The organism is Clostridium sp. ZBS2, from assembly GCF_023845855.1.
Classification (GTDB): domain Bacteria; phylum Bacillota; class Clostridia; order Clostridiales; family Clostridiaceae; genus Clostridium; species Clostridium aquiflavi.
Window position 1 is genome coordinate 37,423 of the sequence record NZ_JAMQIF010000029.1, and the last position, 26,483, is coordinate 63,905.

37 protein-coding genes and 2 pseudogenes are annotated in these 26,483 nt (G+C 26.8%); all 39 read left to right on the forward strand.

Translation table 11 applies throughout. The features are described from left to right. Nucleotides 1-113 precede the first annotated feature (113 nt). The 39 genes and pseudogenes from NG918_RS15165 (at nt 114) to NG918_RS15345 (ending at nt 26,406) form a co-directional block, all read left to right on the forward strand. Complete coding sequence (locus tag NG918_RS15165; RefSeq protein WP_252226892.1) at nt 114-1,670, forward strand: GxxExxY protein; 1,557 nt, start codon at nt 114-116, stop codon at nt 1,668-1,670. Between the two features lie 87 nt (nt 1,671-1,757). Next, nucleotides 1,758-2,633, forward strand: coding sequence for a LysR family transcriptional regulator (locus NG918_RS15170; RefSeq protein ID WP_252226894.1), 876 nt, complete (start codon nt 1,758-1,760; stop codon nt 2,631-2,633). 125 nt (nt 2,634-2,758) lie between these two features. Beyond that, nucleotides 2,759-3,769 carry a YeiH family protein gene (locus tag NG918_RS15175; RefSeq protein WP_252226896.1) on the forward strand — a complete coding sequence of 337 codons (1,011 nt, stop codon included), beginning with the start codon at nt 2,759-2,761 and terminating at the stop codon, nt 3,767-3,769. 381 nt (nt 3,770-4,150) lie between these two features. Then, nucleotides 4,151-5,359 (forward strand): NADP-dependent isocitrate dehydrogenase, encoded by a 1,209-nt coding sequence (locus tag NG918_RS15180; RefSeq protein WP_252213550.1) that lies wholly within the window; start codon nt 4,151-4,153, stop codon nt 5,357-5,359. A gap of 87 nt (nt 5,360-5,446) precedes the next feature. Next, nucleotides 5,447-5,974, forward strand: a complete 528-nt coding sequence (locus NG918_RS15185; protein ID WP_252214017.1) for an imm11 family protein — start codon at nt 5,447-5,449, stop codon at nt 5,972-5,974. Between the two features lie 17 nt (nt 5,975-5,991). Further along, complete coding sequence (locus NG918_RS15190) at nt 5,992-6,378, forward strand: DUF4280 domain-containing protein (protein WP_252226898.1); 387 nt, start codon at nt 5,992-5,994, stop codon at nt 6,376-6,378. A 25-nt stretch (nt 6,379-6,403) separates the two neighbouring features. Further along, a complete protein-coding gene (locus NG918_RS15195; protein ID WP_252213546.1) occupies nt 6,404-7,843 on the forward strand; it encodes a late control protein D in 1,440 nt (479 codons plus the stop codon). Nucleotides 7,844-7,923: 80 nt separating this feature from the next. After that, complete coding sequence (locus NG918_RS15200) at nt 7,924-9,288, forward strand: hypothetical protein (RefSeq protein WP_252213544.1); 1,365 nt, start codon at nt 7,924-7,926, stop codon at nt 9,286-9,288. Between the two features lie 12 nt (nt 9,289-9,300). Further along, nucleotides 9,301-9,750, forward strand: coding sequence for an SUKH-3 domain-containing protein (locus NG918_RS15205; RefSeq protein ID WP_252213542.1), 450 nt, complete (start codon nt 9,301-9,303; stop codon nt 9,748-9,750). Between the two features lie 24 nt (nt 9,751-9,774). Continuing rightward, nucleotides 9,775-10,200: a hypothetical protein gene (locus NG918_RS15210; protein WP_252213540.1), complete on the forward strand. Its 426-nt coding sequence runs from the start codon at nt 9,775-9,777 to the stop codon at nt 10,198-10,200. Between the two features lie 65 nt (nt 10,201-10,265). Beyond that, nucleotides 10,266-10,694, forward strand: coding sequence for an SUKH-3 domain-containing protein (locus NG918_RS15215; RefSeq protein WP_353735870.1), 429 nt, complete (start codon nt 10,266-10,268; stop codon nt 10,692-10,694). Between the two features lie 602 nt (nt 10,695-11,296). Continuing rightward, nucleotides 11,297-12,586 (forward strand): hypothetical protein, encoded by a 1,290-nt coding sequence (locus tag NG918_RS15220; protein ID WP_252226900.1) that lies wholly within the window; start codon nt 11,297-11,299, stop codon nt 12,584-12,586. Between the two features lie 12 nt (nt 12,587-12,598). Further along, the gene (locus tag NG918_RS15225; RefSeq protein WP_252216850.1) at nt 12,599-12,844 is read left to right on the forward strand and encodes a hypothetical protein; all 246 of its coding nucleotides are present in this window, start codon (nt 12,599-12,601) and stop codon (nt 12,842-12,844) included. A 26-nt stretch (nt 12,845-12,870) separates the two neighbouring features. After that, the gene (locus tag NG918_RS15230; RefSeq protein ID WP_353735871.1) at nt 12,871-13,170 is read left to right on the forward strand and encodes a DNA/RNA non-specific endonuclease; all 300 of its coding nucleotides are present in this window, start codon (nt 12,871-12,873) and stop codon (nt 13,168-13,170) included. Nucleotides 13,171-13,174: 4 nt separating this feature from the next. Then, entirely contained in the window at nt 13,175-13,657 is a 483-nt protein-coding gene (locus tag NG918_RS15235; protein WP_252216847.1) for an antitoxin YezG family protein, read from the forward strand. 739 nt (nt 13,658-14,396) lie between these two features. Beyond that, nucleotides 14,397-14,540: a hypothetical protein gene (locus NG918_RS15240; RefSeq protein WP_252216845.1), complete on the forward strand. Its 144-nt coding sequence runs from the start codon at nt 14,397-14,399 to the stop codon at nt 14,538-14,540. Nucleotides 14,541-14,568: 28 nt separating this feature from the next. Continuing rightward, nucleotides 14,569-15,345, forward strand: coding sequence for a hypothetical protein (locus tag NG918_RS15245; protein ID WP_252216842.1), 777 nt, complete (start codon nt 14,569-14,571; stop codon nt 15,343-15,345). An 11-nt stretch (nt 15,346-15,356) separates the two neighbouring features. Further along, nucleotides 15,357-15,950 carry a pentapeptide repeat-containing protein gene (locus NG918_RS15250; RefSeq protein ID WP_252216839.1) on the forward strand — a complete coding sequence of 198 codons (594 nt, stop codon included), beginning with the start codon at nt 15,357-15,359 and terminating at the stop codon, nt 15,948-15,950. A gap of 309 nt (nt 15,951-16,259) precedes the next feature. Further along, entirely contained in the window at nt 16,260-17,024 is a 765-nt protein-coding gene (locus NG918_RS15255) for a hypothetical protein (RefSeq protein ID WP_252216837.1), read from the forward strand. Continuing rightward, nucleotides 17,017-17,205 carry a hypothetical protein gene (locus NG918_RS15260; RefSeq protein ID WP_252216834.1) on the forward strand — a complete coding sequence of 63 codons (189 nt, stop codon included), beginning with the start codon at nt 17,017-17,019 and terminating at the stop codon, nt 17,203-17,205. The genes NG918_RS15255 and NG918_RS15260 overlap by 8 nt, the downstream gene beginning before the upstream one ends. Nucleotides 17,206-17,223: 18 nt before the next feature. Further along, nucleotides 17,224-17,940 carry a hypothetical protein gene (locus NG918_RS15265; protein WP_252216832.1) on the forward strand — a complete coding sequence of 239 codons (717 nt, stop codon included), beginning with the start codon at nt 17,224-17,226 and terminating at the stop codon, nt 17,938-17,940. A gap of 277 nt (nt 17,941-18,217) precedes the next feature. After that, nucleotides 18,218-18,886 (forward strand): hypothetical protein, encoded by a 669-nt coding sequence (locus tag NG918_RS15270; protein ID WP_252216817.1) that lies wholly within the window; start codon nt 18,218-18,220, stop codon nt 18,884-18,886. 228 nt (nt 18,887-19,114) lie between these two features. Next, a pseudogene (locus NG918_RS17125) lies at nt 19,115-19,336 on the forward strand (hypothetical protein); the annotation flags it as partial. Nucleotides 19,337-19,428: 92 nt separating this feature from the next. Then, nucleotides 19,429-19,644, forward strand: coding sequence for a hypothetical protein (locus NG918_RS15275; RefSeq protein WP_252226901.1), 216 nt, complete (start codon nt 19,429-19,431; stop codon nt 19,642-19,644). 53 nt (nt 19,645-19,697) lie between these two features. Further along, entirely contained in the window at nt 19,698-19,823 is a 126-nt protein-coding gene (locus NG918_RS17025) for a hypothetical protein (protein WP_286674018.1), read from the forward strand. Between the two features lie 39 nt (nt 19,824-19,862). Next, nucleotides 19,863-20,009 carry a hypothetical protein gene (locus tag NG918_RS15280; protein WP_252216811.1) on the forward strand — a complete coding sequence of 49 codons (147 nt, stop codon included), beginning with the start codon at nt 19,863-19,865 and terminating at the stop codon, nt 20,007-20,009. An 11-nt stretch (nt 20,010-20,020) separates the two neighbouring features. Continuing rightward, nucleotides 20,021-20,455, forward strand: a complete 435-nt coding sequence (locus NG918_RS15285; protein WP_252216808.1) for a toxin-antitoxin system YwqK family antitoxin — start codon at nt 20,021-20,023, stop codon at nt 20,453-20,455. A gap of 24 nt (nt 20,456-20,479) precedes the next feature. Beyond that, complete coding sequence (locus NG918_RS15290) at nt 20,480-20,617, forward strand: hypothetical protein (RefSeq protein WP_252216806.1); 138 nt, start codon at nt 20,480-20,482, stop codon at nt 20,615-20,617. Nucleotides 20,618-21,020: 403 nt separating this feature from the next. Next, nucleotides 21,021-21,320 carry a CdiA family toxin C-terminal domain-containing protein gene (locus NG918_RS15295; RefSeq protein ID WP_252216804.1) on the forward strand — a complete coding sequence of 100 codons (300 nt, stop codon included), beginning with the start codon at nt 21,021-21,023 and terminating at the stop codon, nt 21,318-21,320. A 178-nt stretch (nt 21,321-21,498) separates the two neighbouring features. Beyond that, nucleotides 21,499-21,879 carry a ribonuclease toxin immunity protein CdiI gene (cdiI, locus tag NG918_RS15300; protein WP_252216801.1) on the forward strand — a complete coding sequence of 127 codons (381 nt, stop codon included), beginning with the start codon at nt 21,499-21,501 and terminating at the stop codon, nt 21,877-21,879. 242 nt (nt 21,880-22,121) lie between these two features. Then, on the forward strand, nt 22,122-22,292 hold the full coding sequence (locus tag NG918_RS15305; protein WP_252216798.1) for a hypothetical protein: 171 nt from the start codon (nt 22,122-22,124) through the stop codon (nt 22,290-22,292). A gap of 113 nt (nt 22,293-22,405) precedes the next feature. Beyond that, nucleotides 22,406-22,975: pseudogene (locus NG918_RS15310) on the forward strand (DUF434 domain-containing protein). A gap of 299 nt (nt 22,976-23,274) precedes the next feature. After that, entirely contained in the window at nt 23,275-23,496 is a 222-nt protein-coding gene (locus NG918_RS15315; RefSeq protein WP_252216794.1) for a hypothetical protein, read from the forward strand. A gap of 150 nt (nt 23,497-23,646) precedes the next feature. Then, nucleotides 23,647-23,808, forward strand: a complete 162-nt coding sequence (locus NG918_RS15320; protein WP_252216791.1) for a hypothetical protein — start codon at nt 23,647-23,649, stop codon at nt 23,806-23,808. 45 nt (nt 23,809-23,853) lie between these two features. After that, complete coding sequence (locus NG918_RS15325) at nt 23,854-24,222, forward strand: hypothetical protein (protein ID WP_252216789.1); 369 nt, start codon at nt 23,854-23,856, stop codon at nt 24,220-24,222. Nucleotides 24,223-24,267: 45 nt separating this feature from the next. Continuing rightward, nucleotides 24,268-24,651 carry a hypothetical protein gene (locus NG918_RS15330; protein ID WP_252216787.1) on the forward strand — a complete coding sequence of 128 codons (384 nt, stop codon included), beginning with the start codon at nt 24,268-24,270 and terminating at the stop codon, nt 24,649-24,651. A gap of 76 nt (nt 24,652-24,727) precedes the next feature. Further along, complete coding sequence (locus NG918_RS15335) at nt 24,728-25,399, forward strand: hypothetical protein (RefSeq protein ID WP_252216785.1); 672 nt, start codon at nt 24,728-24,730, stop codon at nt 25,397-25,399. Between the two features lie 255 nt (nt 25,400-25,654). Then, a complete protein-coding gene (dcd, locus tag NG918_RS15340; RefSeq protein WP_252226907.1) occupies nt 25,655-26,182 on the forward strand; it encodes a dCTP deaminase in 528 nt (175 codons plus the stop codon). An 86-nt stretch (nt 26,183-26,268) separates the two neighbouring features. Beyond that, a complete protein-coding gene (locus NG918_RS15345) occupies nt 26,269-26,406 on the forward strand; it encodes a clostri-philic family protein (protein ID WP_252216782.1) in 138 nt (45 codons plus the stop codon). Nucleotides 26,407-26,483 lie beyond the last annotated feature (77 nt).

Here is a 26,483-nt window from a genome sequence, read left to right on the forward strand (position 1 = left end):
ATGAAAGTATTTTATTAGTATAAGAGTAAATAAAAAAATAAGAGCAGTAATTAAATTGTAATGTTATAATAATATTATAAATTCAATATTTAATTAAGATAGGAGGTAAGTATATGGAAGAATATTTAGAATTTTTTGATGAATATGAGTCTGATAAAAAAAAATTTAATACAGCAGGATTATGTATAGAAACCAAGCATTATATGGTTAATGTAGATAATAAAATTAAGAATATTATTAAATTAATTCAAAATGATTCTTATTTTGTAATCAATAGACCTAGACAGTATGGAAAAACAACAATACTTAGTAGACTTGAAAAAATATTAAAAACTAGATATAAGGTTGTTAGTTTAGATTTTGAAGGATTAGGAAATGTATTTGAATCAGAGCAAAGTTTTTGTAGATATTTTATAAATCATATAAATTCTTCTCTTGAATTGGACTTACCTATAGTTTTTGAATTTTTAGATTTAATTAATATTATAAAGGAAATTACAAATGATACAGATATTATATTAATTATTGATGAGGTGGATAAAGCTTCAAATAATAAGTTATTTTTAGATTTTTTAGGAATGCTTCGATCATTATACTTATCAAGAGCTAAAGGAGATAGTAATACATTTAAATCTGTAATATTAGCTGGAGTTCATGATATTAAGAATCTTAAAATAAAATTTAGAGATGCTACAGATATAAAGTATAATTCACCTTGGAATATTGCAGTAAAATTTGATGTGGATATGAGCTTTAATGAATATGAAATAGGAACTATGTTAAGTGAATATTCAGATGAAAATAAGCTAAATTTTCATATAGAAAATTTAAGTAAGGAAATATATAAATTCACAAGTGGATATCCATTTTTAGTAAGTAGAATCTGTCAAATAATTGATGAAAATATATTAATAAATAGAGATACTACATGGAATAAAATTCATATTCAAAAAGCTATAAAAATATTATTACAAGAAAATAATACATTGTTTGATGACTTAATAAAGAATATGGAAAATAACAATAATCTATATGAATATCTGTATAATTTACTTATTTTAAATGTAACATCTATTTTTAATATAGACAACCCAATTATAAATTTAGGGGTTATGTTTGGATATTTAAGTAAGGATGAAAATAATAATACTATTGTATCAAATAAGATAATAAGAGAAAGGATTTATAATTATTTAGTATCTAAAACTGATAGTAAGATAATGTCTAAGTACAATTTTAAAGATAACTTTATAACTGAAAATAATGGACTTCACATGGAAAAAATACTTTTAAGATTTCAACAGTTTATGAAAGAAAATTATAGCACAAGAGATACTGAATTTTTAGAAAGACAAGGAGTTTTACTATTTTTATCATTTATAAAACCAATAATAAATGGTGTGGGTTTTGACTATAAGGAAGTACAGATATCAGAAGAGAGAAGGCTAGATATAGTAATTGAATATAATCATAATAAATATGTTATAGAAACAAAAATATGGCATGGAGACATAGCACATCAAAAGGGATTAAAACAGCTTAAAAATTATTTAGATATAGAAGGTTTAGATAAAGGATATCTTTTAATATTTAATTTTAATAAAAATAAGGAATATATAAATGAAAAATATAGTATAGATAAAAAAGAAATATTTGAAGTTATAGTATAGAGATAGACTTGTTGAAGTCTATCTCTATTTTTTATAATATAAGGTTATAATAATAAAAAGAATATCAATTTAAATGGGGTGACAGTGATGAATTTTAGAAAATTAAAGATATTTTATGAAACAGCAACTGAATTAAATATGACTAATGTAGCTAAAAAATTATATATAAGTCAACCTTCAATAAGTCAGGCTATACATGAGATAGAAGATGAGTTAGAAGTTAAATTATTTGATAGAATAGGTAAAAAGCTATATTTAACACATGAGGGAGAAATTTATTTAAACTATACAAGAAGAATACTTAATTTATATGATGAATCTATAAGAAGTATTAATGACATAAATACAAATGAAAAGGGTAAGATAAAAATAGGTGCTAGTACAACTATTGGAATATACATATTACCGGATATAATAAAAGGATTTCTTAAAGAGCATAGTGGAATAGAAATTTCTCTAGCAATAGATAATACTTCCAATATAGAAAAAATGATATTAGAAAATAAAGTTGATTTTGCTTATATTGAAGGAACAACTAATTTAGATGAAATAGTTCAATCGAAAATATGGGAAGATGAACTTATATTTATATCTAGTTTAAATCATCCTTGGACTAAAAAAGAAATGTTAAGTAAAAAAGATATAATAAAAGAAAAACTTATAATGAGAGAACAAGGAAGTGGCACAAGAGAAATAATAGAATCATATTTAAAAAACAATAATATAGATTATAGGATTTTTATGGAACTTGGCAATACTGAAGCAATTAAAAAAAGTGTGGAAGCTAACTTAGGAGTTAGTTGTTTATCTTCTAGAAGTGTAGACGAAAAAATCAAAAGTGGATGTTTAAAAGGGTATAGGTTAAAAGAAGGAAAAATAAAGAGAGATTTAAGACTTATACATCATCGTGATAAATTCCTAAGTAAAAATATGAAGAATTTTATAAGTTATTCATTAAAATAATATATAAGTAAAAGCCTATTAATATCATATTATAATAAGTATTTCATTTTCAATCTCAAATTTATTATAATTAACTCGAGCAAAAGAAAGCTGTTGAAAAAACAGTGATTTAGAGGTGATTGTTAATGAAAGAAAAAATAATAGATATTATCCCAGGACTTTTAATATGCATAATTATAGCAATACTCGGAAAAATATTAGGTAGTTTTTTTCCTTCTATTGGCGGAGCGAGTTTTTCAATAATTTTAGGAATTATTTTAGGAAATACTATATTTAATAAACCTAAATATGATAAAGGTTCTCAGTTTTCAGAAAAAGACCTTTTATCATATTCAATAGTACTTATGGGAGCAACAATAAGCTTTATGGAAATAAAATCACTTGGATTTAGAGGGGTTTTATTTATAGCAATCCAAATGACTTTTACAATATTACTTACATATTTTGTTGGAAAAAAATTAGGATTTTCTAAAAAATACTCATTACTTATGGCATCTGGAAATGCGGTATGTGGATCATCTGCAATAGCAGCAGTAGCACCAACAATTAATGCAGATTCTAAAGATAAGGCAATTTCAGTAACTATTGTAAACTTAACTGGTACAATATTAATGTTTGTAATTCCACTAATTACAATGGCAATATATAAAAATAGTTTAACACAAACATCAGCAATGATTGGAGGAATTTTACAATCAGTTGGTCAAGTAATAGCATCAGCTAAATTTATAAACGAAGATATTGTTACGTTAGCAACCATATTTAAAATAATAAGAATAATATTTTTAGTTGTTGTAGTTATTGCATTCTCTAGAATTAAAGTTGATGAAAATGAGAATATGTCAGAAAAAGCAATAATTGAAAGAGAAAAGAAAGCTAAAGTTAGTGTGCCTTGGTATATAATAGGATTCTTCATCTTTTGCATAATAAATAGTTTAGGTTTTGTACCAACTTCAATTCAAAAAGTATTTAAATTAATAAGCAGTAATTTTGAAATCATTGCACTAGCTGCAATTGGTATGCGAGTTAAGTTTGAAGATTTAATAAAAGAAGGACCAAAATCAATGATGTATGGATTAATAGTTGGAAGTTTTCAAATAATAATTGCTCTTACATTAATAAGATTTGTACTTTAAAAATAATACATATGTGAATTTAATCAGTAAAAACAAATTAAGATATTTTATTAAAAATATAAAGCAAAAAAACTAATAATTTTTATTTAAAGTTATTAGCTATTTTACATTAATATGATAGACGACTTAAGAGAATGATATAAATTAAAATATATCAGAACTATATAAAGTTGTATATATAATATAAGTAATGTATAATATTTATAAAATTTATTTAGATAAAAGATTAAAAATCATAGTGTTTTTAATCTTAGTATTCCTAAGTTCAATTACTTAGTTCACTTTGCTTATGCATATATCAACACTTTCCTAAAATAGAGCTTAATTAAAAAAATGGTGTAAACAGCGTTACACTATCATCTAAAACAAGGGGGCAATTAAATGGAAAAAATAAAAATGTCTAATCCATTAGTTGAAATTGATGGAGATGAAATGACAAGAATAGTTTGGGGAATGATAAAGGATGAGTTATTAAATCCATTTATCGAATTAAATACAGAATATTATGATCTAGGTTTAGAAAATAGAAATGCAACAGATGATAATGTTACAGTACAAGCAGCAGAAGCAATAAAAAAACACAGAGTAGGAGTAAAATGTGCAACTATAACTCCAAATAGCGCAAGAGTGAAAGAATATAATCTTAAAGAAATGTGGAAAAGTCCAAATGGAACTATTAGAGCTATTTTAGATGGAACAGTATTTAGAGCACCTATTATAGTTGATGTAGTTAAACCTTACGTTAGAACTTGGAGTAAACCAATAACAATAGCTAGACATGCTTATGGTGATATATACAAAGCATCTGAAATGAAAATAGAAGGTAAAGGTAAATGCGAACTTGTATTTACAGCTGAAGATGGTGAGGAAAAGAGAGAGCTTATACATAACTTCAATGATGAGGGTATTGTTATGGGGATGCATAATATAAATAAATCAATTAAAAGCTTTGCAAGAAGTTGTTTTAATTATTCAATAGATTTAAAACAAGATTTATGGTTTGGAGCTAAAGATACAATCTCAAAAAAATATGACCATACTTTTAAAGATATATTTGAAGAGATTTATGAAAATGAATATAAAGAAAAGTTTGAAGCACTAGGTATAAAATATACTTATATGCTTATAGATTCAGCAGTGGCAAATGTAATAAAATCACATGGTGGAATGATTTGGGCTTGCAAAAATTATGATGGTGATGTTATGAGTGATATGATTGCAGCAGCATTTGGATCAATAGCTATGATGACATCAATACTAGTTTCACCAGATGGAAATTATGAATATGAAGCGGCTCATGGAACAGTTCAAGATCAGTATTATGATCACTTGAATGGGAAAGAAACTTCAACTAATTCTATAGCAACAATATTTGCATGGAGTGGTGCACTTAGAAAAAGAGGAGAGCTAGACAATAATAAAGCATTAATTGATTTTGCAAGTAAGCTTGAAGCTGCATCTTTAAAAACAATAGAGAACGGAATAATGACAGGTGATTTAGCAGCAATTGCAATTCATGATAATATAAAAAAGGTTAATACCTTTGAATTCATAAAAGAAATAAGAAAGAACTTAGAAATAAGTTTATAATAATGTGGGGATACATACCTTATAGAGGAATGTATCCCTTTATAGTTATATAAATAATATCTAAGGTGGTAAAACAGCACCTTAGATATTATTTTTTTATTAAAACAAGATAAAAGATACTCTAATACTCCACAAATTTTAAACTTATTTAAGAATTTTAATACTAAAGATTTGAATTTAGTAAGAGCAGATAATATTGAAGATAATAACCTTCTTTATGTTAAATCAGCACAAGGAATTGAGTATTTGGATATTCTTTATACCCCAATGTTTTTAGTTTCAGAAGACTTGCAAAAGATATTATCAAAATATAATTCTAATATAATTTTTAAAATGATTGCATTAACTGATTATAAAAAATTAGAGCAACATATTTATTATTTGCCTATATTTGAAGAAGTACAAGCTTTGAGCGAAGAATCAGAATTCAATTTAAATAAAAGTGTAGTTAAAAAAATAGTGTTAGATGAAAATAAAATTAAAAATAAGAAAATATTTAAAGTTAAAGAAAGTGAGCAAACTTTAATCGTTGTTAGATTAGATGTAGCAGAGAGTATATTAAGACGTAATTTTAATGGAATTTTATTAGAAAAATTAGAAGTGAAAAATAAATAATTAATGGAGGTGAGAGCATGGCAGTTTACTATGTAGTAAGAGGAGCAAAAATGAAGTGCAATAAAGGAAGTAATGAAAGAAAGATAAACATTCCTGTAAGTCATGGAAGTTATGCAAATGGTAATCCAATATTAAATAAAAAGGACAATACAGAACAAAATATAAGTTATTTTGGAGTATGCGAAGAAAAGGGATGCTTTGTAGAAAAAACTGAAATAACAGTAATAGATAAAGATGGAAATATAAAAACTGGGATAAAGTGTGTACCACAAATAGTTCATGATTGGATAAAAACTAAAGGTGATACTATAGTAGAAGGCGAACCAGCACTTACAACAGATTCAGTAATATATTGCTGTCGTGGCGGTAATATAACTTTTGTAACTAGTGGACAAGAAGGTTAATAGCAAGGAGGTGACTTGAGTTATTATGGAAGCAACAAAAAAACTAAAAGTAGAATGTCCATATGAAATACTTAAAATAGAAGATATTAAAATTTTCTGCAAACCTAATGAACATGGAAAAGTATATTTAAAATGCTTAATAGATGATAGCGTAAATTTTAAGTATTCTATAGAAGCTTCCACAAATGATAAAATATGTGTTTATGAAGAAATAGAAAACACAGACTTAAATAATAATGAAAATACATCAAATGAAGAAAAAAGAACAATAATATTTAATGGAATAATAGAGAATATTAAAACAACTAATATTAATGGAATATATTATTTAGAATTAGAAGGTTCATCTAGTAGCTCATTACTTGATATTGAAAAAAGGACAAGATCTTTTCAAGATATAAATATGAGTTATGATGAATTAATAAATGAAATCCTAAAAAATTATGAAGGATATGGATTTGCTCAATGCATGAATAGACCTATGAGTATTGAAAAGCCACTCTTTCAATATAAAGAAACAGATTATGAATTTTTAAAAAGAATAGGAAGTTATCTAGGTTTAGAACTAATCTGCGATGTAGTAAATACAAATAATATAATTTATTTTGGAAAGCCTAGCTTAAAATTTTATGCTTTAAATAATGAAATTAATTATAAGGCAAGTAAAGATTTAGAAAAATATTATAAAGTCTTAACTTTAGGAATTGATTTCCATGATACAGATTTCTTTTATTATGAAGTAATGCTTAGAGAAAAAATGGACATTGGAGATTTAATAAAATTTAAAGAAAGAGATTTTTATATAAACCAATATTATGGACAAATGCATAATAGGGAATTAATATATAAATATAGGTTTTGTAGAAAAAATGGAATTTGGCAAGAAAAAATATATAATGAAAAATTAAGTGGTATATCCATAGAAGGAAAAGTTCTTGCAGTAGATGGAGAAAGGGTAAAGCTTCATTTAAATATAGATGAAACCCAAGATATAAGCAAGGCATCATGGTTTAAGTATGCTCCACCAACAGGAAACATAATGTATGCAATGCCAAACATAGGAGAAAGCGTAATGCTCTATTTTCCTAACAGATATGATGAACCTATTGTAACTGGATGTGTAAGAAAAAATGGAAGTAGCTGCTCTAAAATATCAAATACAAATAATAGATACTTTTCAACTGAAAGTGGAAATAATTTAGACATATTACCAGGAGCTATTAATTTCTATACAGGTGGAATGAATGTCAACTTAAATGATGAAAATGGAATTAATATAAGCAGTTCAGGAAATTTAAGCTTAGGAGCATCAGGTGGAATAAGCTTAAGTGGAGGAAGTGTATCCATAAGTGGAAGTAATAAAGTATTAGTTCAAAAAAACAAATCAAGCTATATTTCACTTGAAGGAGAATGCTATAATCAAAGTAATGCAGTATACGAAAATGGAAGCTGTAGAGACACATAAATGGAAGCTGTAGAGACACATATGAAGCATTTACAGATGATGATCCACAAAATGGAGTAGCTGAGGCATTAGAAGAACAAATGAAAATGAATGAAGCTGCTTTATTAGCAGCGGCTGATGGAGCTAATGCAGTTGTGAATAGCACAGGTGATAGTAAAACAGAAGGAGATTTACCACAATATAATAAAGAGAAAAATTATAATGAAGGTGACAGGGTAAAAGTAAATTTAAATGGTAAAGATTTTCCGGCAACTATGAAACCTAAAAAAGACGGATCACTATATGCAGCAGTAGATGATTATGGTGAGTTTATAAAAGCTGGAGAAGAATCATATGAAAAAGCGAAGCCAACAGAACAGTTGGTAGGAGCTGCTGTTACAGATGTACATGCAGAATTGCTAATTGAACCATTAAAATGGTTACCTATGGGTGCTAGATGGTTTGGAGAGAAAACAGGACTTGGAGACGAAAATACCTATAAGGAAAATACTGAAAGTATAGAACGTATAACTGAACTTCAAAAAGGAGTACATAAGTTTTTTAAGAATCTTTCAGGTGATGAAAGAGCATTTGAAGGATTTACAAATATTTATGAAAATACATTAATATTGTCAGGAGGCATTTCTTTACTAATTGGAGCAGCTAAAGGATCAATTGCATTATCAAAAAGTAAAAAAGTAAAAGAACTTATAGATAAATTAAAAGGCACTAAAGTATGTAGTAAAACTGCAAATAAAATTGATGATTTTGAAAATGAATTAAATAGGATAATAAAACCAAATGAAGGTGGAAGTGTAAATAATGGGGTGGCTGAAGCTGAAAATGTAGTTACTGAAGCTGATAGAATAAAGCAATTTAATTTAAATAATTGTAGAGAACAAATAACGAATACTTTAAAAAAATATAGAAAAGAATTAATAAATAATGAAGATGTACAGGATATAAGTAAAATTTGTTCGACTGTGGATTTGGGAGATTTAAACTTAAAAGGTGAAGCTGGAAGTGGTATCTGGAAATATAACCCAACAATAAAAGATTATACAGGAGTTGATCCTAGAGAATTTTGTAAAACAACTGAGGATTATACTAAATATTATAGAAGTTTATTATCAGATGAGTATTTAGAAAGTTTACCTGATAGCTTTTGGATTGGAAAAAATAAAGAGTTTGTTAAAGAAGATATGGCTAAATTAAGAGCTGATATTGAAAGAGTTAAAAGTGAAGCTGCAGATAAAGGTAAATTTAATGTATATGGCGAACCGAGTTTTAAATCTGACTGGAATGTTGATAATTGTGCAGAGATTTGGAGTTCAAGAGATGCAATTTTAAAAGGTGCAAGATATGATGATTTGGTTTATCGTACAGAAAATTTAAGTGGTGGATTTGCGGAACCTTGTAAAAATTGCAGGAAAACATTTAAAGGAACTTACAACATTGATTATTAGGAGGTATTTAAGATGGAAATATCAAATAAAACAATAGAAGTATTAAAGAATTCAGGATGGTATGAGGGAAGAAAAATAGATATATCAGAAAATGTAAAATTTCTTCAAGAAAGAGGATTTGAAGTGTTAGAGAGTGCTAAAAGGTTTATGGAGGAATTTGGCGAATTAAAAATAAATGTTGAAGAGATTGATGAGGATGGAACTACAGATGTATCTAAGCATAGTACTTGTATTAAGGAAACAATAGGAGTGTTAAATAGCTTACACTTTAGTTTGGAGGAATATGTAAATGAGAAAGTTATGCTTATAGGTTCGCTTTATGATTTTGAGATAAATTTATATATATCTGAGTCTGGAAGAATATTCAAATCGATAGGTTGGGTAGGAGATAGTGTTTGGGAAGCATTAGATAATATTGTTAATGAAAAAGGAACAATAATTTGGGATAAATTCAATGAGTAACAATGTTTTACTCAATACAAAATTATGTATAATAAAATACTTGAAGAGTGTGGAGACGAATCAGTTGCTTATTCAAAATATTATGAAAATACATTAACTGAAAGTTATATAAAAAATACATTAACAGATGAGTATTTCACAAGTAAAGGTCTTAGAAAAGATGATGTCATTTCTGAAATGAAGAAATTGACAGATGCCATTGAAAATACTAAGAATGAGGCTAGAATATCTGGAAAATTTAGTGAAATTACTGGGCAACCTTCTTTTCAAGATTGGAATGTAGAGAATTGTGCAGAAGTATGGAGTATTAGAAAAGCAATATTAAATGGTGCTAAATTTAATGATATTAGCTTTAAATGTTTAGAAACTACTTGGGGAAATTATGCTAAACCATGCGAAAATTGCAAAAGAACATTTGGAAAATTAAATAATGTAGGAAAGGTGAAATAATATGTTGGAAGAAAAAGTAAAAAATATTAACAAGAGCAGGTTGGATTGAAAATCAAAAAGCAAATATAACAAATAGAGTTAAAATACTTGAAAGTGAAGGATATGAGGTATTTGAGGCTGCAAGAAAATTCATGGAAGAGTTTGATGAATTGCAAATTATAGCTAAATATATAGATTCTTTTGGAGAAGAAGATTATGATGTACATTCAACATGTTATGAATATATGAAGTATTATTATGAACATAATGCAAATTATAATGAAAAAGTTGGAGAACAAACAATTCCTGTATGTAGATTACATAGTGGGGAATATGTTGTATGTATATCTGAGTCTGGCAAGTTCTTTGTCAGTGAGGGAATGTGGGCAAAGGATACTGATAATTTTTGGAATGGGCTTTTGGGTGAATATAAGGGTGGTTTTTTAAATTGGAAAGATTATAAGGCAGGTAAAGAATTTCAACGTTCAAAATATAAAAATGAGGAATATTTCTAAAATACAACAAATAGAATAATCATTGGATTAAGTTTTAATGATTATTTATGAAAAGTTACAGGCTACCTTATATGAGAATGATAACACAACATAATGTATAACTTACTATACAAGAGGTATTAATAAATACTATAGATAAATGACTGAATAATATTAATAATATAGTGAAAAATGAATCAGCTGAAAATTAAGTAGGTTGGTTCATTATTTTTTTAGCAATTAAATAAATATCTGCGATTGATAAAGAAACTCTGAGGAAATTAACACTAGTACCTTTAGGAGTCAGTAAAATAAATTATGGAATTAATATAAGTAGCTCAGGAAATTTAAGCTTAGGAGCATCAGGTGGAATAAGCTTAAGTGGAGGAAGTGTATCCATAAGTGGAAGTAATAAAGTATTAGTTCAAAAAAACAAATCAAGCTATATTTCACTTGAAGGAGAATGCTATAATCAAAGTAATGCAGTATACGAAAATGGGAGCTGTAGAGAAACATATGAGAAATTTACAGATGATGAACCAACAGCTGGAGTTCAAGAAGCATTAGCAGAACTTGAATATAAAAATGAATTATTATCGCTAAGTATTCTTGGAAGTAATGTAATGCTAAATGTTGTTATGCAATCTAATATGTATAATGGTATACCTAAATCAGGAGTAGCATTAAAAAATAGAAGTGATATTGAAGTATTTGATTCAAAAAAAGTATATAAGGGGACACTAGTAAAGACTCAAGCAGGTGATGATGAATTTATTTTAGGACATGCATATCCTACATGCAATGGGAGTGTTTTTATACCTGTAGATGTTAATCTTGCTAGTAAGCATACAGGAACATTCAAGAAGCATTTACAATCATTTGGTAATGCATTTATGGGAGTAGCAACAAAAGGATACTATGATACTTTAGCTTTAGGTGCTTCATTGGATGGAATACTTAGTTTTGATCAGGACAAAAGACTTAATGCTATGAGTGCAAGTGCTGAATATACAGAAGAAGGAAAAAAAGCAAATGAATATTATAAAAATAAGTCTCAGTATAAGCAGGCATATGATGCATATAGCATAGATATAAATTTATTCATGGCAGTAAAAGGTATAGGTAACATATGTAAATCACCTGGGAATATATCTAACATGGGCAGTGGTTCATTACCAATATTAAATGGTACAAAAGGTACATTGGCAATATCTAGCTCTGTTAAAATAGCTGATATAGGTGTAGTAGTAAGAACTGGAATTGGTGGAGCAGAATTAGGACTTGGAGCTTATAATTTTTCAAAAGGTTCAAATAACGGAAGTAGTAAAGAAACAGATAAAAATAATAATGCTACCAATAAGAAAAATTATGAGAAAGAAAGTAGTTCAAATAATAAAGGTAAAAATATAGAAAATAAAGTTCAGGGGAATGAAACTAAGGGGGCAGGTAAAGCTCTTGATGATGTAGTTAAGAAATATTCTGACGACATTTATAAATATAATTATAAAGAAGGTGTATATAAACCTACAGAGGTTACAACTAGGAATTATGATAAACTAGATGAAATAGCTGAAGAAATGTATGATTCATTCAGAGGAATAAGTGATGATGTTGAAAAAATAGCAAATAATACTGGATGGGATATTAAAGATATAAATCAAATTAAGGAACATGTATTTTTAGATGAAGTATTGAAAGATTCTGGCATGGAAAGGTTAGACCCAGATTATGAAATGGCAATGGCGTGGGAAAGACTATGTAAAGGAGAATTTCATGATAATGATATATTATTACTTAAGCATGAGTTATATGAATCAACATATTATAGAATCAATAAATCCACTCAGAGGCAGGCACATGATATAACTACTGAAATTTTTGATTGGAATGGTTATGTAGAATCATTAAGGTAAGGAGAGAATAATATGGCTATAAATGTTTATGGAAGAAAAGAATTAGAAGATAAAGAAAGTGTAATATATAAGGCAGGTAGTGATTATGAAGAACCTACAGGTAAAATTAAGTTTGACAAGGGAACTATGGAATTAAGTATACTAAAGAGTGAGGAAGGAAGCCTTTCTGATAGAGGATTGTTTAAAGTTGCATCAAAGATAAAAAAAGTTTATAAAGAAACAGGAGAATTTCCTTCTAAAGTTGAGAGTGCATCATAAAATTGTAATAAGAGGACTATCTAATTATAAGCTATTTATGTAAGCTAGATGATGACGGTGGTCATTTAATTGGTTCACAATTTTTAGGCTCAGGAAAGATAGATAATCTAGTACCTATGAATTCTCAAATTAATAGAGCAGGTGGGAAATGGTACAATATGGAGACGGAGTGGGCTAATGCATTAAAGCAAGGAAAAGATGTACAAGTAAAAATACAGAGTATTTATGAACCTAATAATTTACGCCCAGTAAGCTTTAAAATAAAGTATACTATAGAAGGAGAAAGAACTAAAATAATAAAAATTTTAAATAAATCTGGAGGTTAACAAAATGGAAACAAAGAAAATGGGTGAAATATATGGGAAAATTGCTAATATGGTAATAGAAATGATACCAGACAAGTGGAATGAGATTTATTTATACGGAGAAGTACTCGAGGATTCAAGTGAAGTATATTTTTATTTTAATTCATTGACAAGTAATAATATTATATATGGACATGATATCCCTACTATATATAGTATTGATGAGAATATATATGAGAATTTATTGATGGAATTAACTGATATTGTTGAAGAATTATATAAAGAGTATAAAGAAAATAATGAGGATGTATGGACTAATTTTACGTTTAGATTAAATAATACTGGAAAATTTAATATTAAATTTAATTATGATGATATATTAAAATCTCCATTTTTATCAGGAGAAAGACAAATAATATGGGAGTATGAAATTCTAGGTATTGAACCTACTAATGAAAATCATAAAGAAATAATAGATAGATACTTGAATAGTAAGGATGATGAGTAGTAGATATATAAATTAACTGCAAAATAAAATATAAGAATTATATAACTTAAATAAAAGTATTAATAATAAAATATTTGAAGAGTGTGGAGACGAATCAGTTGCTTACTCAAAATATAAAAATAAAAATTATTTTTAAAATACAACAAATAAAATAATCATTGGATTAAGTTTTAATGATTATTTATGACAAGTTACAGGCTGTTTTATATGAGAATGATAACAAAACATAATGTATAAACTCACTATACAAGAGGGATTAATAAATACTATAGATAAATGACTGAATAATATTAATAATGTAGTGAAAAATGAATCAGCTGAAATTTAAGTAGGTTGGTTCATTATTTTTTTAGCAGTTCTGAAGATATAAGTGTCTGATAAATAATGTTATTGTAAATCGATACTAGTACCTTTAGGAGTCAGTAAAATAAATGATAGAATTAATATAAGTAGCTCAAGAAATTTAAACTTAGGAGTATCAGGTGGAATAAGCTTAAGTGGAGGAAGTGTATCCATAAGTGGAAGCAATAAAGTATTAGTTCAAAAAAGTAAATCAAGCTATATTTCACTTGAAGGAGAATGCTATAATCAAAGTAATGCAGTATATGAAAATGGAAGCTGTAGAGAATCATTTGAGAAATTTACAGATGATGATCCACAAAATTGAGTAGCTGAGGCATTAGCAGAACTTGAATACAAAAATGAATTATTATCGCTAAGTATTCTTGGAAGTAATGTAATGCTAAATGTTGTTATGCAATCTAATATGTATAATGGTGTACCCAAATCAGGAGTAGCATTAAAAAATAGAAGTGATATTGAAGTATTTGATTCAAAAAAAGTATATAAAGGGATACTAGTAAAGACTCAAGCAGGCATATGATGCATATAGCATAGATATAAATTTATTCATGGCAGTAAAAGGTGCAGGTAACATATGTAAATCACCTGGAAATATATCTAACATGGGTAGTGGTTCATTACCAATATTAAATGGTACAAAAGGTACATTAGCAATATCTAGCTCCGTTGAAATAGTTAATATAGGTTCAGCAGTAAGAATTGGAATTGGTGGAGCAGAATTAGGGCTTGGAGCTTATAATTTTTCAAAAGGTTCAAATAACGGAAGTAGTAAAGAAACAGATAAAAATAATAATGCTACCAATAAGAAAAATTATGAGAAAGAAAGTAGTTCAAATAATAAGGGGAAAGAAAATAAAGCTCAAGGGAATGAAACTAAGGCGGCAGGTAAAACTTATACAGGTGGAAGAACTCAAACAGAGTTAGAGGATTTAGCAAGAGACCCTTCTCATGAATTTAAAATAGAAGAACAAGGATTAAAAGAAAGAGAAGTAGGTCTTGCATTAGAAGAAAGAGGAGATTTAGGAAACATTGTTCGTGATACTCAAATAGATAAGGGTGCAGAATTTATTGATACAATAACTGGTTTTAAATGGGATGTAAAAAGCTTTGAATCATATCCAAGTGGGGATAATGGAATACCAATAACAAATCCCAAAAGAGGTGCATTTACAATAAAAAACGGTATGAAGAAGATACAAAAAGAGTTTAAGAATGGGAATAATGTGATTATTGATGCACGAAAATTGGTGCCTGAACATATTGAACAATTGAAAAAAGCAATTGATGAAGCAGGAATAGCAGATAGAATAATATGGTATCCTTAAGGAGGAAGCAGATGGAAGATAATATTATTAGTAAATTTGAATTGCATAAAAAATGGGTTGAAACAAGTGGTAAAGAAGGCAAAAAGTTATGTTTGGAGGAGGTAGACTTTAGTAATTTTGATTTTTCTGACAAATTGTTAGAACAAGCGAACATAGTAGAATGCACTTTTGATAATCTTAACTTGAAAAGCATGGATTTTCATGCATCGCTTTTATGTTCGTCAACTTATAAAAATACTAATTTGGATGCTTGTGATTTTTATAAATCAGATTTATCATATACTAATTTTTCTAATGCAAATTTAAAAAGAGTTAGATTTAGTAAAAGTGATTGCTTGGAAGCAATATTTAGAAATACTGATTTAGTAGATTGCAATTTAATAAATGCTTATTTTTACTTAACGGATTTTAGTAATGCAAGACTAGATAATGTAGATATAAGCGTGGCGACATTTGAAGAAACGATATTAAACGGAGTGACATTAACAAATATTAAAGGTATAGAAGAAGCTCACTTTGAAAGTATTAATATTGGTACACTTGAAGAACCAATTTTGTTGGAAGAAGAGCAGGCAAAGAAATGGATAATAGAAAATTGTTCATAAAAAATAATAAGAAACTAGATTAATAAAAAAATTGGTATTTGGTATATAGTAACTACAAAATTTAGATGATACTAGCTAAAAATAATAAATATATCCTAATACAATTCATAATATACCTAAATTAGTATATTTATGTTAAAATGGAATAATCTATATGAATAATTGTAACAATGCAGTGAAAAATGAAATGAATCAGCTGAAATTTAAGTAGGCTGATTCATTTCATTTTTTTTAGCAGTTCTGAAGATATAAGTGTCTGATAAATAATGTTATTGTAAATCGACACTAGTACCTTTATGAGTTATTAAAATGCCTAAAACTTATAAGGGAATTCCAATATCAGGATCAGAGCTAGAAAAAAGAATGGATATAGCAACTTTTGATGCAACTAAGAAATATAAAGAAGGCACAATGGTAAAATTTAAATCATTAGATGGTGAATACATTCTAGGGGAAGTAGGCAAATCAGCACCGTGTGCTGGAGGAGTAAGTGCATTTAAAGCATATGATAAAAGTAGTTATAAAGGGCATAATTCTGTAATAGATGGATTAGAAAATATGGGACGTGAAAGTAAGGCCACGTTAACAAGTACTTTTTATGCACTAGGTGGGGGAATATCAAAATTCAGTACATTCACAAGAGATACTAGTTTAGAGTTTGGAGAAAAGGTTTTAGGATTAAACTATGATCAATGTGCAGTTGATTCTAAATCTAACAGAAAATTAAGGGATATGTATGCAGAAGATGATAGAAGAGATGCTGAAGACTATGATAAATTAAGAGAAAAAGCACCTAACAAAGATGTATTTGATAATGTAAGCAAAGCTACTAGTGTAGGCTTAATTTTGATTGATACTGTAATAGCAGGACATGGGCTAATAAACATTGCTAAATCCGGAATATCACTAGCTAAATTTTCAGGTAAAGCACAGAATATATTAAAATTTGGTGATAAAATTGCTAATAAGACTAAAAATACAGTAAATAAAATAGGTGAATTAAATAGATTAAAGAATACTAAGGGAGCAACTGAGGCTAATAAATCACTTCCAACTAAAATACCGTATGAATGATACAGTTGACCATATATTTAAAGGTGTTGTAAAGAATGTCGGAACTGCAAATGGGTGGCATTATATTGGGGTGGCTGATAATGGAATAACAATTGAAATGTATTTATATAGGAATGCTGAAAAATGTAATATTTCAGATATTATTACTGCATATCCAGTTCATGTTGATACATTAAAATAAATTTAAGAGAAAGCAGAGATGAAAATGAAAAAAATAGATTTTGATAATATTATATTAGTAAATGAAATCAACAACATACAGACTCAATATATTAAATGTATTAGTGAGTGTAATTTTTTAAATCCAGCAAATTACAAGTGCATAAATTTAAAAGTAAATTACAATATGTATAATTTGGGGATTAGAATATTCATACAAGAAAATGATAAGAACATAACTATTGATTTATTAGCTGAGAATATTTGTAAAAATACAGATGTAGATGATGATGCTATGGAAATTATACTAAATGAAATATCTATAATAACTAAGTTTGTAAAATACAAGTTAGAGGAGTATATGAGTACAACTAGTGAGTTACAACGAAATATTAAAACAATAGAACTTGATACTATGATTACAAATAATAATATTCAAGTTGATAAGTTTAAGTTAGAAGAATTTAAAGGTAAAATAAATAATTTATATAATAATTTGAAGCCTGATAAAGTAGAATACAATAATGAGACTAATAAACTATTTGTTTTTACTAACAGAGGAGAATATCTAGCAGAAATATTAACTGAACTAAATATTTCTAGCTTTGTTAGAACGAGAAGTGGATATTCAATTAAATTTTTAGAAAAGCCATCAAGATGTACTAATAGTTTCATTGATAAATTCGCAAAGGAATTATCAAATATTGGTATTCCGTCAATGTCAGTACCAGATTTGTATCTAGATTATTCATGGTAAGATATAATGACAGTATGTATTAATTTAGAAACAATTTAATGAGTATTTAACTGTATAAATAGAAGGTATTTCTAGATAATTTAAAAATCAATATATGGGTTAAATGAACTTACTGTATAATTGTAATAATGTATTCAGGAAATTAAATGAATCAGCTGAAATTAAGTAGGATGGTTCATTATTTTTTTATAGTTAACATATTTAAGTAATTGATAAAGGAGATTTACCACAATATAATAAAGAGATTAAAGAGTACCGTAACAGATAAGGATGGTTTTTGGATTGTAGATTTGGACGAGAATTTGATTCCGATAGGAGTGAGAAAATGATTTTAAAATCTAAAAGAAACATAGAAAAAGAAGGAATAAGTGTTAATCAGTTATATCCTGTTGTTGAATGCGAAGAGAATATTCAAACTGGAATAATGAAATTTAGAATTTATGATGATTGTAGAAGTTTGTTATGGAAAACAATTGATAACTTTTCTACTGAGAGTGTTTTGTTGGAAAATTACAGTAAAGATATAGATGCAGATACTATACATTATACGTATAATGGCTTAGATAAAGAATTTTTTTATCGATTTTATCTTGAAAATGAGGATTCAAGAATTGCTATAGTTCAGTTAGAAAAAGTAATGGTAGATGTTATTTCAGATGAATTATCAATAGAAGATATTATGATTAATATTAATGAATTAGGATTTAATAATGAAAATATTGAGATGCAATTAAAAGCGTTTTTTAAAGAAGCTTCAAAACAAGATATTATCAAATTTTCAAATAACATGTACAATAAAGTAATGGATGTTAATAAGTACTTATTAGAGGTAATAGTTGACAATATAAAGTTGTATAAAGAACCAGAAGTTGAAAATTTATTAATGGAAATATATATGAGTGGATCTTGTAGTAAAGAGATACTAAATACTATAGATAATTACTAGAGTTAAATGATATTTATGAGAGATTAAATGCAGGATTAAGAAATAGTGAGGTTGATGATGATTTAATAAAAACAATTAAGAATCTTGATAGTTCAATAGCAAAAAGGAAAGATAAATAGTGAAATTGAGCTATATAGAGGATTTACAAAAGAAGATATAATAGAAAATTGGGATAAAATAATTAAAAATCAAGAATATATATTTAGAGATAAATGATATGTTTCAACAAGCTTAAAACCATCAGTAGCAGATAATTTTGCAATACTAAATGATGAAGATGGAATATTTGAATATGTAAAAGTATCTAATACTAATGGTGAAAGTATAAGTTCTATTAGTTCTATAGATGAAGCTGAAATACTTTTAGAGAGAGGATTGAAATACAGAATTACAAAAGCGTGGGAAGAAGATGTATATAAATATATAATAATGGAGGTAAGTAAACAATGAGTGATAAACCAGCATCAGTAATAGAAAGATGAGCTTTAGATAAAGGCGTAAAAAATAAAGATATATCTCAATATTTTTTCTGTAAACATAATTTGCCGAAAGGTAAATGTATTGCATTTCCAAATGGAATACCAAAAGAAATAAAAGAAAAATTTTTCATTCATACTAAATCATATGAAGGTGATAATGGCATATTATTTGAAGCAGAAAAAGATGAGTATAACAATATAAATTTTCAGCCAATAAAAAAGGAATCATTAGATGAAAAAATAAATAAATACATAATAAAGAATAGATTAACTGCATAAAAAGCAATAACAGCAGAGTATAGTTAAATCAATAAGAGTAAGAGGATTTGATAATGCATAATCTAAATAATGCAGTGAAAGAAGTTAAAAAGGTTAATGTTTCAGTAATTGGAGCATTAATCTTTTTTTATTGTACTGAAATACTTTTAAAAACCAAAATAACTAGGATTAAAAGATAACGTAAGCTAAAAGAACAAAAAGGAAAACCTTTAGATTTATTGCATGAACATTTAAAAAATGAATCACCGCATAAAGAAACGTTTGAGGCTACTAAAATAGGATTAGAAATGTTAACATTATTAGACAGTGGTATTGGAGCAGAGCTGTACAGTAAAAAGTATCCAAATTTAAAATTTGATAAGTAGAGGTGAAATTATTGAATATATTATCAAAGAAAGAAATTTTAAGTAAAGGTAAGGAGTTATATACCGAAATAGGATATGACCTTTTGACAGGCCTTAATGTAGAAATGGATACTGAAATACCATACAATGGAATAGGTTATACATTATTTGATAACGGGGAAGTTGAGTCGTATTCATTCTACGTTGATGGTATAGAAGATATCCAAACTATAGAATTTTATTTTAATGGAAAACTAAAGAAATATTATGATATGAAAAAAGGGTTAGTTGATGGTGAAATTATTGAATGGAACGAGGAAGGCATAATGACTTATTGGGCAGAATGTGAAGTTAGTGTATTAAAAGCCTTTAAAGAATGGAATGATCAAGGACAGTTAGAAGATGAAAAAAAGGAACCTACAATAGAAGAATTAGAAAAAATAAAGAAAATAAAATGTGAAAAGTAAAAGTATAAGGTGGGGATAAATAAAATGAAAATCAAATTTGTTCATGATTTTAATGTTAAAACTAAAGAATTTATAGATTATAACATAATAATTTCTTTTGATAATTATTATGTTAAGAATAAAAGTCCAATGGATATTAAATTGTCTGTTGGATTTTTTTAATGGGAGAACTTTAATAAGTTATACTTATTATAAAAATAATATCAGAGCATAAAAGAATAGGAGAAATAAAAATTATAGAAAATTTAAAAAAGTAGTAGATAATGATATTGATGATATATATTTAACAGGATTTATTGATATTGAAGATGGTATAGCAGAGTTTTATCCTGATTTAAGGTTTATATATTTTGAAATTAATTCTAAATTTATAGAATTTCAGTCAATTAATCAATATTCCAAACTTAGAATTAAAATAGTAAATTCAGTAAATCATAATTTTGAAATTGATGAAGATATGATGAAAGGCAAGTCATCTGTAAGCAAATAATGATGAGTCTAATAAATATATATTGATAGAAAGAACTACACAGATATAGATGGAATTTTTGACATAGAGTGGAATATGAGAAAATGGATTATACAGGTAAAAAAGGAAATGATGAATATAAGAAAATACCACCAGAGGGAAAAAACCATACAAAAAACAGTATATGATCCAGCAGGAATTTCTAATGAAGAAATAATTGATTTAAGTAAAAAGGCTGTAGACGAAGGTTTATTAAATAATAGGGTGGTTCCATTAGAAAACCAACATAAAACAATAATTCAAGGGCAAGTAGATTATGAAGGAAAAGTATTGAAATTTGAAGCATATCAAGATTCATATACTGGTGTAGTAGAAAATGCTTGGCCAGTATTGTAATGGACACAATATTAAGCTAATAGTTGAGAATTTTTAGATAACAGTTAAGTACTTTTGCATATTTGATGTACAATTAGGATAGCATATTTCAAAAAATCAAGAAAAGAAAAAGCGAAATCTAAGATGATTTAGAAGATATAAATAAATTTAATATTTTATACTAATAGGGGGAATAGTTATGTATAAATACAAAGAGTTTAATGAGAGAATGAAGAAGAATTATTTAGATAAAGGTACAGTTCTTGATGTCTTAAATTCATATGTAAATAGAAGTGGATTTTTAAAACATTTAGAAAAATTTAAAAGTAAAGAAACTGAAAGAAATCAAATCTTAGGGGTAATTTATTCAGAAGACTATAATAAAGATGATGATGAGTACTTTGGAGAAAATAAAGTCTTATTTTATGTAGGTGATGACTGCTATGATATTATAGATTATGATGAGTTGTATTTATATTTATATTTTACATGTGAGTTTTATATTGAAAAGCATGAGGATGAAAAAGAAATAGTGCAAGAAAAACTTTTACTAATAGAAGAGGTATATGGTATAGAGTAAATATAAAAAATTAGTGACTTTATTAAGTATTAAATATTATATTATTTTTGTGTATTCTAATTTTCTTCTTAGAAATAATTTTTAAGGAACTTTAATTTTAGGAATATCCTAACTTAAAGTTCTTTTTCTTAAGATGTTTTATCTAAAATATCACTAAATATAATTTTAAGCTGATTAATAACTAAATTCCAATCTGGATAACTTATGGTACATTTCTTGAATAATTAATAGAGGTGATAATTATGGAATTAGATAAAAGATATGTTATGTATGAATTGGAAAGTCGAGTATCAGAAGCGTTGAAAAAAAAGTATCTACCCGAAGATAGACCTATTGAAAGTGTATTTCAAATAATATATGAACCATCATTTGAAGAAAAAGAAAGTTGGGAGATTTTCAAGACTATTAAATAGTAAAATTTTCCGGCAGCTATGAAACCTAAAAAAGACGGATCACTATATGCAGCAGTAGATGATTAAGGATTAATTCAAATGTCATAATGATTAGAATAATAGGATGGTAAGTTATGAGCAAAATTGTTAAAAGAGGCTATTTGCCTAATGATGAAAAAGAATTTAGCAGTGAATCAGTTCAAAAACTGTATAAAGCTGGACACGATTTATATTATCTTTTAAATCAAGGTTATAGCATAAAAGGTGCATCTGTATTTGTAGGCAATCATTATCTACTATCTGAAAGGCAAAGGCTAGCTTTGGTAAGAGCTATTTCTTCAGCAAAGAATATTAAAAATAGAAGATATAAAGAAGTTAAAAGTAACTTAGAAGGTAGTATTGTAAATATTGACGGATTTAATACTATAATCACCTTAGAAGTGGCTTTATCTGAGTCAGTATTATTAAAATGCATGGATGGAACTATTAGAGATTTAGCAGGACTTAGAGGTACCTATCGCCTGATAGATAAAACGCAAATAGCAATTATGTTGATTGGCGAAATGTTGTAAAAAAATAAAGTAGGAAAAGCAATTTTTTATTTAGATGCTCCAGTATCTAATTCTGGGAAATTGAAGGAACGAATATTAGAACTATTGAATGAGTTTAGTTTTGATGTGCAAGTGGAGAATATTAATTTGTAACTATTACACCAGCAGGAAATAGAATTAATGCAAAAATTAATACTGCATTAGTTCCAGAATGGAAAAATTCAAGACAATATCAAGCAGTTATAGAGGTACCTAAAGGTACAACAATAAATATTGGTAGGGTTGAGAAACAATACACTAAAACTGGAGCATTACTTGAAGGCGATGGTGACCAAATTTTATTACCACAAGGGTGGTCGCTAGAATGGATAAAAGAAATAAGAGAAGTACCAAGTAGATAGGAGGACAATTAAGTGGATATAAAAAGAGAGTTATTAGAATAAATAGAAATTGTGATAAAGAAGCTTGAAATGGAATATGCTGATGAAATTAAAAGTGGTGTAATGAAACCGATATATATAAGATATATGAATGCATTAGATATTCTAAAAAATAATAAGGATATAAATCAAATTAATATAATTGGTGGAGTAAGAGCATATATGGATAGTTATAATAATCTATTACTAGGAGAGTTGCATAAAGCAGAAAAACTAAATAAGCAACTATTATAAAATTAGATGCAAAATTAAATAGTAACTCAATTCATAATAGTTAAAATAGATATAAATGTAGTAATACCAATGAAATAGATAAAGTAAGTTACTGCATAATTTTAATAATGTAGTGAAATAAGTTAAAAGATTAATGTTTCAGTAATTGGAGTGTTAATCTTTTTTCATTTACTTAAGGTATTAGTTCAAAAAAATAAATCAAGCTATATTTCACTTGAAGGAGAATGCTATAATCAAAGTAATGCAGTATATGAAAATGGAAGCTGTAGAGAATCATTTGAGAAATTTACAGATGATGATCCACAAAATTGAGTAGCTGAGGCATTAGCAGAACTTGAATACAAAAATGAACTATTATTGTTAAGTATTCTTGGAAGTAATGTAATTATAAATGTTGTTATGCAGAATGATAAAATTAATAAAATGCCTAAAACTTATAAGGGAATTCCAATGTCAGGATCAGAGCTAGAAAAAAGAATGGATATAGCAACTTTTGATGCAACGAAGAAATATAAAGAAGGCACAATGGTAAAATTCAAATCATTAGATTCAACATCAGATTTAGTAATTGATGGATATAAATATGTAACAACAAGAGGAATTTTTGATGAGTCTACAAAAAATAAAATTTTAGAATGTAGACGTAAAGCTACTACTAAAAATCAGGTTATTGGAGGACATTCATATAATATTAACAACAATAATGATATTTTCGCTGTTGGTTAATGCACCTAAACCATCAGGATTTTAAATAAATTAAGAGGTGATTATATGTATAAAGAGTTAGATAAATTATTATTAGAGGAAACAACAGTTGATTCATGGTATGATGATGGATTCTCTATTGCACAAGATATTTTAAAACAATTTTCTAGCGATGATTGGAATAAATTATATAATGAAGTATTGAATAAAGATTTAGATTGGCAAAAAAAACTAGTATATTGTCTTGATAATCAAGTTATTGAGGAAGAGTTCAATATAATATATAAATTAATTCTTATAGATAATGAAGAGTTATTTGAAATGTGTATAGATGCGTTAAGAGCATTTGACAATGAACTTGGACATTCATTTATTAAAAAGAATCCACAAATTATAATAGAAGTAGAAAAACGAATGAATACCGCAGGAAATGTAGAAAAAAAGTATTAGAAGGTTTTCTAAAAAAATTCACAACAATATAACAAAAGGTTCAAATAACGTAAGTAGTAAATGAAGGATTAGAAATATGGAGATAGTTTTAAGTGGTGACATGTATGATGAAAAAATTAGTGTTAAATACGATGATATGATAATTTACAATGGCTATGTAGATAACTTAGTAACATCCGAAGACGTAGATTCAGATGTAGAATTAAAATTAAATTATAGTAATCAATCCAATCAGAGTAATGTTATAGCTAGGCGTTTAGGAGAGGAGATATTGTGGATTCCTAATATAAAGTATTGCTTTAAAGAAAAATATAAGTATATACCAATAATTTTTTCAGTAGCTGAATTTAAAAAATTATGGGACAGTATGAGATACAATTTTCAAGATGATATTAATAAAATAAAGGAAGTAACTAATGAAGAAGTTATGTTAACTTGGTATATTACAAGTAATATTAGAGAGAGTACAGATAGTATAGATGATTACGCAAAGATACTAAGTAGTAAGTTTATATGTACAGATATAGATGGTGAAAATATAAATAAACAAATTTTAAAGCTTTTCAATTATAATGAAATACTAGATAAAATTAATCTTGTTGGTATATGTGAAGGAAGTAATAATATAATTAATGCTAATATATATCTAGATGATAATATTGAATGGGATGCAATTAAAATTGTTGATGAAACTAATATTTATTTAAACTTATGTAATAAAAAGTATATACCTATGAATTTTAAGTAGGCTGATTCATTTTTTTTAGTAGATAATATATGCAATTAATTAATAAAATAGTTCCTAAAATCTAAGGTGGTAAAACAACACCTTAGATTTTTATAAAGATCAAATTTGATTTTTCAAATTTGGTTTATTATATTATAATAAATCAGAAATAAAATTTAACTTAGAAATTAATACATAGATAATAGTTTTAATCAAAAAATTATTAATGAGAAAATTAATTCAAAAAAATTAATTATGAAAGTGAGGATACTATAAATGATATTATCAGGAAAAGAGATATTAAAGCATATAGGAAAAGAGATTGTTATAGAACCATTTAATAAAAAAAGAATAAATCCCAATAGTTATAATTTAACTTTATTTAATGAATTATTAGTATATAAGAATGATACATTGGATATGAAAATTCCAAATGAAACTGAAAAACTTATAATACCTGAAGAAGGATTATTATTAGAACCAGGGAAGTTATACTTAGGGAGAACAAATGAATTTACTCAAACTAATAAATATGTTCCTATGTTAGAAGGGCGTTCTTCAACTGGAAGACTAGGATTATTTATACATGTTACTGCAGGATTTGGTGATATTGGTTTTGCAGGATATTGGACGTTAGAAATATTCTGTGTTCAACCTATAAAAATATATCCTAACATAGAGATATGTCAAATTTATTATCATAATATTGATGGAGAATATGATTTATATAACAGTGGAAAATATCAAAATAACCAAGGAATACAACCAAGTCTTATGTATAAAGATTTTGAAAATAAAATTTAATTTTAAAAATTTACATTCTTAACTAAATTTGATGGGGATTAAAATTCTCTATAGGCACAAAATATTTAGGAAAGGATGTGTTTTATATGGCAAATAAAGAAGGAGCAATTAATCCAATACAAAAGGGAACAAGAAGACAAAAATTACATGAAAATCAAAACAATGTTGGTGATCCTAAAAAACCATCATACTATGAGAATTTTAATGGTGAACCAATAGAATAAGAATGAAAAAGGCTCTATTTTAGTAGCGTGTTGATATATACATAAGTAAACTGGACTGAGTAATTGAACTTAGGAAT